General features: G+C 44.7%; 7 protein-coding genes. All 7 read right to left on the bottom strand.

Going from position 1 to position 14081, the window contains the following annotated elements; translation table 11 throughout:
• Positions 1-189: 189 nt before the first annotated feature.
• Positions 190-4092, bottom strand: a complete 3903-nt coding sequence (locus AC1HCU_RS13915; RefSeq protein ID WP_480366872.1) for a hybrid sensor histidine kinase/response regulator transcription factor — start codon at positions 4090-4092, stop codon at positions 190-192.
• Between the two features lie 354 nt (positions 4093-4446).
• Positions 4447-5517, bottom strand: coding sequence for a substrate-binding domain-containing protein (locus AC1HCU_RS13920; RefSeq protein WP_321722026.1), 1071 nt, complete (start codon positions 5515-5517; stop codon positions 4447-4449).
• Positions 5518-5720: 203 nt separating this feature from the next.
• Positions 5721-7091, bottom strand: coding sequence for a Gfo/Idh/MocA family protein (locus AC1HCU_RS13925; RefSeq protein WP_480366875.1), 1371 nt, complete (start codon positions 7089-7091; stop codon positions 5721-5723).
• Positions 7088-8056 (bottom strand): pectinesterase family protein, encoded by a 969-nt coding sequence (locus AC1HCU_RS13930; protein WP_480371226.1) that lies wholly within the window; start codon positions 8054-8056, stop codon positions 7088-7090. The genes AC1HCU_RS13925 and AC1HCU_RS13930 overlap by 4 nt, the downstream gene beginning before the upstream one ends.
• Positions 8057-9483: 1427 nt before the next feature.
• On the bottom strand, positions 9484-10665 hold the full coding sequence (locus AC1HCU_RS13935) for a glycoside hydrolase family 88/105 protein (RefSeq protein WP_480366876.1): 1182 nt from the start codon (positions 10663-10665) through the stop codon (positions 9484-9486).
• Positions 10666-10750: 85 nt separating this feature from the next.
• Positions 10751-12424 (bottom strand): glycoside hydrolase family 28 protein, encoded by a 1674-nt coding sequence (locus AC1HCU_RS13940; protein ID WP_480366878.1) that lies wholly within the window; start codon positions 12422-12424, stop codon positions 10751-10753.
• A gap of 95 nt (positions 12425-12519) precedes the next feature.
• Positions 12520-14076, bottom strand: a complete 1557-nt coding sequence (locus AC1HCU_RS13945) for a DUF4957 domain-containing protein (protein WP_480366880.1) — start codon at positions 14074-14076, stop codon at positions 12520-12522.
• Positions 14077-14081 lie beyond the last annotated feature (5 nt).

The following is a 14081-nucleotide window of genomic DNA, read 5'->3' on the forward strand; positions in this document are numbered from 1 at the left end:
TAGATTTGTTTTTTTGTTGACATTAAATTAAAAAGATTTAAAGTTTTTGAGCTTTAAATTTTCATTCTCGCAACAAAGTTATATGCAGGTGGCAGATAAAAGGGGTAAAAAAGTACAAAAAAGTTCCTTTTTCGTACGATGTTGTGAGATTTAACACATAAATAACCAATACTATAGAGGGATTTTCTATCAGTTTGACCTGTGCAAAGCCTTATAGTCTGAGGGGGTCATACCAAATTGATCTTTGAAGCATTTGGAGAAATACTTGGGAGAATTGAATCCGAGACGGTAGGTGATATCGGAAATATTTAACTCGGGATGGTTGATCAATAGAAAATTGGCTTTTTTCATTTTCAGGGTGATCATAAAATCATTGGGTGTCTGGCCTGTGATCCCTTTAATTTTGTTAAATAAACTTGTCCTGCCCAAGTTCATTCCCTGTGAAAATTCGTTGATCCCAAACTCGGGATTTGCCATATTTTCTTCTATGATCTTGTTCGCTTTTTCCAAAAAGCTACGGTCCATTTCATTTGAGGCAAGGGTGTAGGGACTTGTATCTGTAGAGTGGGCAAATTTTTCCTGCAGTATTTTGCGTCCGTTCACAAGGTTGTTACAGCGTGCCAGAAGCACCGCTACATCGAAAGGTTTGGTAATGTAATCGTCGGCCCCCAGTTTCAGGCTTTCGATATTGGACTCTACGGCCGTTTGTGCAGTGAGTAAAACTACAGGGATGTGGCAAACCATGAAATTGGTCTTTATCTTCAGGCACATTTCACTCCCCGACATATGGGGCATCATCAGGTCGCTAAGCACAATATCAGGCTGTTTCTCAATCGTCTTCGTCAGTCCTTCCTCCCCGTTTGTGGCAGTGAAAACATGATATACAGGTTCGAAAACATGATACAAGACCTGTAACAATTCCTCGTTGTCTTCCACAATCAGGATGGAGTTCTTCCTTTCCTGATTGCCTTTTACGTTATTCCGGAGATCTGTTTCCATGTCATGTCTGATTCCGGGCAGATAGTCTTTTATCTTTTGGATACTTATGTTGTCCCTACTTTCCGGAACAATTTTTTCAGTTTCTGAGAAGTGGGCTGATCCTTTAAGAAGAACAACTTCGAAATTGCTTCCTTTATTTACTTCGCTTTCAAGTCTGATCTCTGCATGGTGGGCATCCAGTATCCCTTTTGTCAAGGCGAGACCAAGTCCCGTTCCAGGGATAGCAGCACCGATAGATTCGGGAATAGTGCCGATCTGATAAAACTGTTCAAATATTTTACTCTTGTTTTCAGGTGAGATACCGATGCCGCTGTCTTTTACCGACACATATACTTTTTCATCCTCCTGCGAGATGCTGATAGCTATTTTACCTCCTTTTGCAGTATACTTAAATGCGTTGGATATTAAATTGAAGAATACTTTTTGCATCTGATTCTGGTCGAACCATAGTAAGATCGCGTTGTCATCCGGTGCGTGGAATGAAAAATCTATTTTTTGTGCTTCGGCATATTCTTCAAAGGAGAGGTATATCTCATGAATAAATTGAACTATATTGTACTCACCAGCTTTGATTGGCATCTTTTCGTCATTGATTTTCCTGAAATCGAGCAGTTCATTGATCAGGCTGGTCAACAATGCTGAATTCCTGCTTATGCTCAAGATTCTGTTTAATACCCCCGGCTGCAGTTTTTTCTGTTGTAACAGCATGTCGACCTGACTGGCAATTAATGTGAGCGGTGTCCTGAATTCATGGGAAATATTGGTGAAAAAGCGGAGTTTCGACTGATTGACCTCTTCAATATGTGCTTTTTCTTTTTTTTCATATTCCAGTGATGATTCCAGCCTGATTTTATATTTTAGGTATCTCACATAAAAGAGAATCAAAGCCAATCCGGCCAGCAAGTAAAGTATGTAAGCCCACGTACTCCTGTAAAAAGGCGGAGTGACATAAAAAGCAATGGCTGTGGTGCCTGCGGTGTCTTTTGAATTCAGGGGAAGAGCGGCCAGTTCCAGGATGTAATTGCCGGCATCCAGGTTCATCAAATTTATCTCATGTACTCCCTCTCTCAGGGAGATCCATTCGTTCGACAGGCCTCTAATCCGGTATTGATAACGGTATCGGTCGAGAGCAGTGATGTGATCGGAAGAAAACTCAAACTTGAGAATAGACTGTCTGTGATTAAATTTTAACCGGCGTGTAAAAGTCAGTTTCTCTTTCAGTAATCCTGTAGGGTCGTTCGGTACCACTTCCCGGTTATTTACCCATAGGTTTGAGAAATAGATATTCACCGGTTCCAGAACTTCCAGTATTTCCCGTTCATCGAATGAAACCATCCCGTTCATGCCGGCCACATATATCTGGCCTCCCGGCATCACGGTTATTCCCCCGTTAAACAATGAATTCAGCGTAATACCGTCGTTTGAAGCAAAGCTGGTCACCTCACCGTTTTCAGGATTGATATACGACAAGCCCCGGGTGGTTGTCAGATAGATATAGCCGAGAGGAGATTCGGTCATGTTACTGATATAATCGTTCTTCAGATTTGTATTCAGGGATGTAAATCTACGGAACGAGTCTGTATCGGCGTTATATAGGTTCACACCACCCCCGCTTGTTGCAATCCATATTCTGTCGGCGGAGTCAAGATACAGTTTGGTGACATTTATATTGCTCAATGACCGGTCATCGTTCGGGTCATGAAAATACTGCCGTACTTCTCCGGTGAGCATATTATATTTAAATAAGCCTCTGCTTGCCACCCATAAATTGTTTTGCTTATCGATGGCCACGTCCACGAAATAAGTCACATGTTGATGCAATAGCTCGGAAAATACCGAAAAAGTTTCATTCTCTTTATCGAAGAGATATAGGCCATTGTAAGTAGCAATGATGTATTGATCATTGTAAGGCAGGATCCTTCTCACAATATTTGATTGGTCCAGTCCTTCCCTGATAGGGTTATATCTGCTCAGCAGCATGCTTTTTAATTCCAGTGTGGCCAATCCGCCAAGGTGTAATCCCAGGAAAAGCAGGTTGTGATCTCTGTCGAGCCAGGCCGTCTTGATATTGTCGTTTTCCAGTCCAGTGATTTGGGCGTATGTTTTATTCCGGGTGTTATACAGGATTAATCCGTCTCCTTCGGTGCAGAGAAAAGTGGTGCTGTCATTGTAGGGGATTATTTCACTGATAATTGGAAAAGGTTTATTGGCAAAGGAACCATTGGCTAAATCATGCAAGGTGTAGCTGTCGGATTTTGGGTTAAAATAATTTGCCCCTCCAAAATAAGTGCCAACCCACAAGTTTCCCCGGTTGTCTTTGTAAAGTGACCAGACAGATTTATTGGAGAGGCTTTTGTCATTATTCACTTCGGAGTCGTAATGATAAAACCGCGATGAAGCCCTGTCTAGCTTGTCTAATCCTTCCTTTGTGCCAATCCATATATCCCCGTTCCCGTCCTCGCATACGACTCTTGCGAAATCGGAAGACAATCCCGCGGCAGGATTTTCCCGGTTTTGACGGTAATTAATAATGGCATTGTCTGGTGTGATCATATATATACCGTTTTCCCAGGTGCTAACCCACAGGTCTTTTTTCGAATCCTCAAAAAGTGATGCTACACGACTGCATTCCGGAAGCAGCTTCTCTATCTTTTTATTTTGATCAATGACAAATACGCCAGAGCTGATGGTTCCCACATAGAGACGGTTGCCTGAAGCCGGGAGGATGGTTGTTATCTGGGCAGTACTGTCGATTTCATCAAAAAAGATTGATTGCCCGTTACTGACGTTAAAAATACGGTTATCCTTTGCGTACCATAACCGACTGTGGCCATAACTCATCGTGTTGACCTGAATCGTTATAATGGGCGTGATTGTTCCTGTTTTAAGATTGTACTGATCAATGCCATTCTGGGTATGTATGAATACCGATCCCCGTGCATCACCATAAATCTCCTTTATCAGGTTTCCAGACAATGAATTTTCCGGTTTTCCGGTAGGTTGCAGGATTGTAATCCTGTTTCCATCGTAAATATTTAATCCTTCGCGGGTACCGAACCACATGCTGCCCAATTCATCCTGATAAATTGTCATGACGGAAAGTTGGGACAGACCTTCTTCAATGCCTATTTTTGAGAAATAGACATCGTTTTGGCTCTGGGCAAATAGTACATGTAACCATATGGTGCATACGGCGGATAGAATTTTAAAATACCAGAACGGAGATCGACCTCTTCTTGTTATACACATGTGATCAAGAAACCATAAACCGGAATTATGCTTATGACAAAGATGCAAAAAAATCAGACTATTACCTAATGAATATTCTGATTTTTCATTGATTTAGCATTTGTATTTTACAGCATACAGGAAAGCCAGAGTTGAAGGGGAATGGTATAATAATTCAAAAATATGCTTTGTGTGCTCCTATAGGTAGAATCTGAGAATTTAATACATGATGTTATTGAATCGTTTGTAAAAATCAATGTTTTCCTGGGTTATGATATCAAGCTGAACATAGTTCTCCTTTGTTATCTTTTTTTTGAAGATCAGATACTCCAGCATTGTTTTCATGGCAAAAAATCCCTGGTATTCAGGTTCCTGACCAATCAGATAATCAATTTGCCCTTTTTTGAGTGCTTCAATATTGGCCGAGGTCAGGTCCATGCAGATCATTTTTACACCTTCAATATGGTTTGCTTCGAGGTAGTCCGCAATAAAATTACCACGCGAATTCAATACCACGATGGCAGGTACTTCCTTTTGACTACGAAACAGCCTTGAGAGGTACATTTCATTACTTTCCGGTTCAGTAACGGAAAACGGAATACTAAGGACAAGGTTTGTGCATTTGTTCTTCTCAAGATAGTCGGTAAATCCCTTTTTTCGAAGAATGGTGGTATTGGAGCTTATGTCTCCTCTCCTTACTGCCTGAAAAATTGCAATATTTGTTTCTGGTCGAATAATGGAAGTAATCAGTTTAGCGATCATATATCCACATACATAATGATCGGCAGAGAGGAAGGCCAGTGGCATAGTAGATTCAATATTAGAATCTACAAAAATATAGGGTACATCCCTGTCGTCCATTTTCTTGCAGAGATTGATAGTCTCCTCCGCGAAGGTCGGCCCAATAATGAGCGCATCCATTTTAAGGCTGGCAATCTTTTCAAAAATTTGCCTGCAGGAAAAAATATCGTATTGATTGTAGGTGAAAACCAGTAACTCTATCTTTATATTTTCATATTCCTCCAACGCATGATGAATCCCGTTGTGAATACTTTCCCAATATGCTCCGGGAGATACTTCGGGAGTAGTCACTACAATTTTGTAGCTTCTTTTTAAGGAAATGGCAGAGACGTGAATGTTTGGCTTGTAATTTACTTCATCCAATACGCGATTGATAGCTGTACGAGCCTTTTCCGACACATTCCCACGGTTATGAAGTACCCTGTCGACTGTCCCTTTTGAGACACCAGCCATTTTTGCAATATCGATTATCCGGACTTTCTTTTGCATGTATTATTCATTAAGTATCTTATTTACAATGCGATAACACGGCATGTCGCATTTTTTTAATGCTGTCAAACTTGTGCTCGTGCACAAAGATAGTGTTTTATTTCAGAGCAATGAAACGATTATCCGGGCAATTTTAGCACTTTCCGCTGGCTTTTCGGGTAATTGAGCGAATCCGGCAGATTGCAGATCGTGTTGGGCAGTATTTATACTTTTTTTTCCTGCGGTATGATGGTGGTCAGATCCCTGATGTATATTTTTTCCTTTGCCGCAATACTTTTTCTTGCCGCAATTCCTACAAGGCAGGCTAATGCACCGTCTCTCACCCCAGCGGCCTGTTTAAGCGGATCTGGCGTGTTTGGTATAAATACTTGATCTTTTAGAAGCTTGTCACCGCCTCCATGTCCGCTACCCTGAGGAATTTGTATATATTCTCTTCGCCCGAAATTTCTGGCGATCACAATTTCATCGTAGTTCACGTCGGACGTGGGATTCGATTCCTGGATCCAGGCATCCATCCTACCCTTGGTTCCATTGAAGGCAATTCTGTAACCTTCGTAGGGAGAATAGGTTGTCAGTGAGTATGCTACCTGCACCCCATTCATGTATTTGATAGTGGCAGCCATTTTGTCGTAGATGTTTACATCATTTCTGAACACGCAGCCATCACGATGATAACCATCATACTTTTCATTGTCTACATAGAGTCTCTTAAGTCGTTGATCTTTGTTAATATCCCAATAGAAGTTACATTCTTTGGTGTGGGGGCAGTTTCTGCAGTTCTCTGCTCTGAAGGGCCCGTTTTTTCCGTAAAATTCCAAATCACCCAGTGCATACACGCTCTCGGGATCGCTTTGAATCCACCAGTTCAGCAGGTCAAAATGATGACTGGCTTTGTGTACCCACAATGAACCTCCTTTTTCCACCAGCCTGTGCCATCTTCTGAAATAATCGGCTCCATGAGAGGTGTCGAGGTACCAATGGAAATCGACAGAGGTGAGGTCGCCTATTTCGCCGGAACGTAGTACCTCCCACATTTTCGCGCGATGTGGGGAGTAGCGGTAGTTAAACGTGACACGGCACTTTTTGCCGGTTCTCTTTTCTGCATCTATGATGGTCTGAATTTTTCTCTCGTCAATTGCCATCGGCTTTTCACAGATAATGTTGGCGCCCATCTCCATCCCTTTTTCCACGAAATAGTCATGTGTATTGTCGTCGGTAGTGATGATAAGCTGATCGGGTTTGGCTTCACGCATCATCTGTTCAAAATTGGTGTAGGTGGGACAATTGGAGCCAATCATCTGACTGCCTACCTCAAGTCTTCCCGGATTGTGGTCGCAGAGTCCTACGTATTCCACATGGCTGGCATATTCCTTTACAATATCGCCGCCCCACATACCGGTACCTCTGTTACCGAGTCCCACGACTGCTACTTTGGTTTTCACTTTCTTTTGTTTAGCGCCCTGGATGTTGGCAGCAAGAATCTGGGATTTAGGATCCATAAGGGTTGTGCCTGCAATAGCTCCTGAGACTGTCAGAAATTTTCTTCTCGATATTTTCTTCTCTTTATGTTTCATTTTATTTCAGATTTTGAGGGTGAATAGTCGGTGGTGTGTAAAGCCGGATACATCTTTTCATAAAATTTTCCCATCACGTTTTTCAGTGTAATGTCTTGTGCTTCCCCGGTTGTCAGTGATTTCATCCAGTCTACCCGTTGTGTGGTGCTGCTGCCTTTGCCTGTGTTGTTGTATTCGGCGTATCGGGCGGTCTGTTCATTTTCGGGTTTGCCCCAATTGTGCCAACCCGACGGATTAATTTCACCGGGAAGTTCACAGTTCATGAACAGTGTCATGGCATAGGGCCGCCAGGGCCGCCCCAGATAAACCGAGGCGACATCATCGGCTGCCGTTATCCTGCAGCGATTGAAGATATACCCGAATTCAACCTCTTCCGGTGTACTTGCAGCAGTAATATAGGAGTTTTTCTTGCAGCGGATGTCGCACTTTTCGAACCATGCAGTGGAGGGCCCGAAGATGAAATCGGTCGTACCTTCAATATAGCAATGATAAAAAAAGAGCCGTGCATTTTCTCCTCCGGTATAAAGGGTATCCTGATTCCCCAGCAGCCTGCAGTTTATCAGGATAATCCGGTCCCCTTCGGTATGCAATGCCACGGCCTGGGCTACCATGGGAGCATTGTTCTCGATGGTGATATTTTCCAGGATGATATCATCGCCTCTGATCTGCATTGTATATGTCCTGAACGTGCCCATATTGTTGATCAGGGCGTGGTCGTTGTTTGAAATGATCGTTTTCTCCCTGTTCTCTCCCACAATTTTGAGGTCGCGGACATAGTCGGGAACGACGATCTTCTCATAGTAAATACCTTCCCTGACAAAGATGGTGGTTGAATAGTCCGGATCGAAGGCCCGAACCGCATCAATAGCCTCCTGTATAGTGCTGAAGTCGCCATCTCCTCCTTTATCCACGACAAATTGTTTCGGTTGTTTCGTCTTTGGATTTGTACAGCTCTTCTGTCCAATCCCGTTGCTTATGACGGGAATCAAGTGCGACACCAGGCTATTGAGGTACACTTCCAGATAGGTGTATCCTTCGCTATCCAGATCATTTGCCTTTTTCCCGGGGAAGTTTTTTTCCAGCCATCCGTCGGGGATGCCGTCAGCATTTTTATCTTTGTACATGTTGTAAGTGTTGTACTCAGGCCACCCTCCCACATCCTCCTGGCTGTCGATCAGTCCTTTGGAACTGCCGGCTGAGCCTTCAAAGGTGTATGATCCACTTCTTACATTTGCCACATAACGCTCATCATGCCTGTCTCTTACCAGGGAGCAACCCCCATAGGCAAGTACTTTTTCAAATGCTTCCTGTGCAACATCCGTGGCTACCGGTGTAAACGGGAACGTTTTTTCGGCAAGAACATCGTTCAGGACCACTTCCGGGGCAAACTTCTGAAATGAGCTACCCAGCTCAACTCCCAGGCTGTTCTTCTTTGATACTTTGCAGTTTCCTTCCAGATAGTTTCCCTCCAGATAGAAATGGCCATGGATCCCTTTGGGCTGCTTGTTTTCTCCGTTGTCCGCATCGGGGTTGATCAATCTTTTTCCTGCGCTGCTGCCTGAGGCGGGACCGGGTTTGTAATAGTTGTTGATGAGATTGTAGCTTCCCCCTTCTCCGGCATAAATGTTGTTTGCACCCCAGTTATAGAGTACATTGTTTCTGAAATCCACCCTTTCCAGGTCAGGTTTGCTGGAATAGCGGCTTCCGCAAAAACGTGGGTTGCGGCTGTCGTTATGAGCAATCAGGTTGTGATGGAACGATGCGTTATGCCCTCCCCATATACCTCCATATCCATGTTTTCCCTTGGAGTGCACCGAGTTGCGCAGGCTCTCCGTGATGAAACACCATTGCATGGTGAAGTTTCTGTTGTCGTAAAAAGAGGAGTTCTCATCCACGCCCCAACTCATGCTGCAATGGTCGACGATGATGTTTTCATGTCCGATGCCTGAGAGAGCATCCACGGCTCGCCCGGCTTTATCACCGAGGCGGAATCGGAGAAAACGGATGACTACGTTGTCCGCGCTGACCACTGTCTCGTAGTCGCTGATGCAGATACCGTCGCCGGGTGCCGACTGTCCCGCGATGGTAAGATCTCCGTTGTTGATCTTTAACGGGCTTTTAAGGCGTATCTGTCCCGATACCCTGAAGAGGATTGTGCGGGAGCCCTTTTGCCTGATGGCCCATCGCAGGGTGCCCTCCTCTTCCGAGTCGTCGAGCGAGGTGACATAGAGCACTTTCCCTCCCCTGCCTCCGGACACGTACTTTCCCGCACCTTCTGCTCCCGGAAAGGCAGGCGTCTGTGCCGATGCGCCTGTTGAGATCCAGAGTAGTAAAAGGATGAATTGCAGCGATACCAGTTTTAAACTCATAAGACAAAGATTATCATTTTCTTTTACTTGTCCAATAAAATACTCACCATAATGAAGGGGCCCACTGCTTTCGGATCATCGTCTCTCACCGGCTCCGAGATATAGTATTCGAAGCTGCCGTCGCGGTATTTTTTCTCACCCCCAAGGCCGGCTACTGAACATACGTCGGTCACGGAAATGGTGCCGTCGGTATTCTCTCTGACAAACTGTTTTACGAACTGATCATAAGCCGTTTTCCCTTTTTCGGCAAATGCTTCGGGAAGATACCCTTTTTGTGCTCCTTTCACCCAGGTATAGATAAACATGATGGAACCGGACGATTCCAGGTAGTTACCCTCTCTGCCGCCCTGATCGGTCACCTGATACCACATGCCTGTTTCGGGATCACGAAATTTTTCCACCGTTGTGGAGATTTTATTCAGGATGGCGATGATTTCCTTCCTTTGCGGATGATCCGCGGGCATGAAATCCAGCACATCCACGAGGGCCATCATATACCAGCCGATGCTTCTTGACCAGAAGTTGGGCGATTTCCCGGTCACAGGGTCAGCCCATCGCTGCTCGCGGCTTTCGTCCCAACCGTGATAGAGCAGTCCGGTCTTTTCGTCGATCAGGTCATCATAGGCCGTCGTAAGCTGCAACGCCACTTCATCGAAAAGTGCGGGTTCATCGAAGGTCTTGCCATATTCTGCCAGGAAAGGGGAAGCCATGTATAATCCGTCCAGCCACACCTGATGGGGGTAGATCTGCTTATGCCAGAAACCCCCGTTGGAGATGCGCGGGTGTGTCTCCATCTGGCTTCTGAGTAGCTGCAGCGCTTTCAGATATTTTGGATTTTGGGTTTTCTTGTAGATGGGGAACAATATCTTCCCGGGATTGACGTGATCAATGTTGTACCGCTCCAAAATGTAGGTTTTGATGGTTCCGTCTTCGTTCACCATGGTGTCGGCATAGTTTTCGGCGTAGGCATAATATTTCTCATCGCCGGTCCTTTCAGACACCTGGATCATCGCCTGCATCTCCAGTCCGTGTGTGTAGTTCCACTTAATATCTTTTGAAAAATCGACCATCCAGCTTTCCGGATTACGTTTCATCTCCGAATTGGCCATTCTCACATAATTGGGTTCCCCGCTGGTCGTCGCTTTTTGCGTGCAGCCTGAGAGAACGGCTAAGATTGTCAATAACAGTATCAATCCTTTTTTCATTTTCAATAATTATTTAATTAAACAGGTTAAATAAAAAATGTTACCACCTCTTTTGCCTTTTTCTGAATTTAATCGTTGTAGTTGTTTATTTGAAAATGACCTGTTCCTTGTTCACTTCTGAAGTAATCTTTACCAACTCTTTGGGTATTCCGGAGAGATATATGTCGAAGGTGTTTTCTCCCGTAATTTGCGCTGCTTTGGCCGGTTCGTTTACCTCATAACCCAAATGTTCGGCCTTGAAGTTTTTCACATTGTGAAACAGATAGGCAGGACCCTCTTCGGGGATGACCGTCACGTTTTGAAGGATGATATCTTTTGATTCCGAAAACTCTGCACCGAAACGAGCGGTGACGAATGCATTTTCGAGATGGATGTTTTCAATGTTCATCTCCGGAAGCCCGTTAAAGAACATTGCCCTGCGGGCATTCCTCGACACCAGGTCCTTCACGTAGATGTTTTTAAAAACCGGTGTTTCTTCCGTAACCGGAAATACCGGTTCACCGGCAGGTGCTGTGTCTCCGTCGGCAAGCGCTTCCGAGGCCGATTTACCTCCATAAAAGAGATCAAACAGGAACGAGTCGGTGGCAATATTAAACATATAGATATCGGATATATATATATTTTCTACCACGCCTCCGCGCCCGCGATTGCTTTTAAAACGCAAACCCACATCCGTTCCCAGGAACTGGCAATTTTTTACGGAGATATTTTTCACTCCTCCCGACATTTCACTGCCCACCACAAAACCGCCATGTCCCTGAAAAACCTTGCAATTTTCCACAATCACGTTCTCGGTTGGGCGACCCCGCAAACGACCCTCTTCATCTTTTCCTGATTTGATGCAGATGGCATCATCACCCACATCGAAGAGAGAGTTCACGATGATGGAATTTTTACAGGATTCCAGGTCAAGTCCGTCGCCGTTTTGCGAATATCCGGGATTGCGGGCAAAAATACCGTCGATAATTACATTTTCACACATCAACGGGTGAATATTCCAGGCCGGTGAGTTTTCGAACAACACACCCTGAAGGTAAACATTTTTGCATTCAATTAAGCTGACCATCACCGGGCGCAGAAAATCCTTGATCTCAAGCCACTCTTCCTCCGTCATATCTTGACGGGGTACGTTCATATCGCTCATCTCACTTCCTTTAAGTGCTCCCTCTGAAGGGAACCAGTAATTTCCGTTTTTTACTACACCGCCTGATGACAGAACCTGTTTCCAATGACTTTCGGATACCTTCTCTTTCTTCAGTGGCCTCCACGCTTCACCAGACCCGTTGATGGATCCTTCGCCGGTGATGGCAATGTTTTCCAGGTTACGACCGGAGATTGGGGACTGGCAACGACGGGTGTTCAGTCCCTCAAAAGAGGTTTCAACCAGCGGATAAAGATTAAAGTCGGGTGAGAAAAGTATCAAGGCACCCTTTTCGAGATTCATATTAATATTTGATTGGAACACGATGGGTCCGGTGAACCATACACCTTTTGGTACAACCAGCGTGCCCCCTCCCTTACCGGATAAATCCTGTATTGCTTTGGCGAATGCATCTGTATTCAGGGTGACTCCATCGGGGATGCCGCCACAATCGAGCAGATTTACGCTGTTCTTCGTGAAGACAGGTATTTCAATCCGTGGCATTTCAAACGGCAGATCTGTGTATAAGTATTCATATTTGTAAGGCAATGGGTCGGTGGCATTGTGGCACGACACGGTTATGAACAAAAACAGTAGCAGGTACAAATTTTTTTTCATCAGTCAATTTATATTTTACTTTATTATGTAAGACACAATCCGTTTAGATCTGTACTCTCCACGAGTATTGATTTAAACGGATTGTGCGTTGCCAGTTATTGCACCCAACGGGGATCACCTGTACCTTTGGCTTTCAACAATTCATTTGTTACAGTGAAATTGCCATCGGATACATTCATAAACCCTGGATTTTCACTTGAAGCGGAATCATCAAAGATGAGCGAAGAGGTACTCCCCCCGGTGAACAGTCCTGGAGCATTGAAATAGTTGTTGTTTCCAAAGACAGGAACAGACGTGCTGCTCTGATTTGAGAATATTGCCGTAGTTTCGGCGACAATATTATTCGTAAATGAAATTTCTGTACCCTTAAACCGTATGTATAACAATCTTTTTCCGCTATTGGCCACACCGTATAATGTATTGTGGTTCACAATTATTTTTGATGTTATCCCCGGGAACGAAGAGGACTTATCGTCGTACCGTATTAAGTCACGTGCCAGCACACTATTGTAGATAGTCGAATTGGATAGTGTAATTGTTCTGATCGCTCCCGTGCGTGAATCCATAAAGTCGCCACCGTTGCATTCGATGTTGTGAATCAGGCAATTATTAATGGTTATTGAGTTGACTTCCGAAACAACATTTAAATAGTAAAGTCCTTTCACATAATTTTTGACTTCACATCCTTCTATTTTCAAATCTCCGTAACTTACGCTTGCGGTGTTGAAAACGACGGACTGATTACCTTCAGCCAGTCCCGTACCGTCCAGCACAAGATCTTTCAGCAGAAGACCTGCACCCTCTTCCAGGGATATGTATCCGTTCAGCACCGGTGGATTGAACGGGTATACACCTTTGATCTCAACCGATTTGTTCACGACAAATTTGCTTGTTGTACCGTAGGTCCCCGGGAAGAGGGCAAAAGCATCACCGTCGTTTGCCGCAGCCAGCAGAGCGGCGAAGTCATCCTCCGGATGTACCGGAATGGCATTTCCGATGTCCACCAGTGTCATAAAGGTGAGGATACCTCTTGTCTTTGTCCCGTTCTTCAGAGTAACCGTATAGTTGGTCTCATCGGTGAGACCTTCAATGGTAGCGCTTCCTTCAGCTATCTCCGCAGATGTTACCTGGTGGGTGATACCTCCCGGCTCGAGGGTGATTGTGGTGAGTGTCCGGCCCGGTATCCAGCGCAGAGTTACAGCGGTAGCTTCTACATCGCCATTCTGGAAGGGTTGGAAGATATTCTCAGTACCGGTTTTGAAGGTTATGGCACTCCATTTCGATTCAGTCCTGCCGGCTGTCACCGATTTTATGCGTACCGAGTACCGGGTCTCACCATCAAGCTCCCGTATGTAGTAAGGTAGCTGATCTTCCGTCACCTCGTTATAGCTTCTCTCCGGAGTGCCGGTGAAGGAGAGGCTGTCGTCGGCAAACAGTTCCAGTGAGTAGGACTCCACATCCTTATTATGAGTCCAGTTCAGGCGTGCATCCGTACGGTTTATCACGAACGCTTCAATCCTGATGGGAGAGAAGAGTCTCTCGTAATTGATAGATTTCAGTTCTTCCGCCCTGTCGTCAGTACAGCTGAAGTTGAATAATACAGCTGCCAGAAAGACAAGAAGTGTAATATTGTATTTCTGTTTTCTTTCCATAGTGA

This window comes from Proteiniphilum sp. LBM24028 (genome assembly GCF_056629195.1).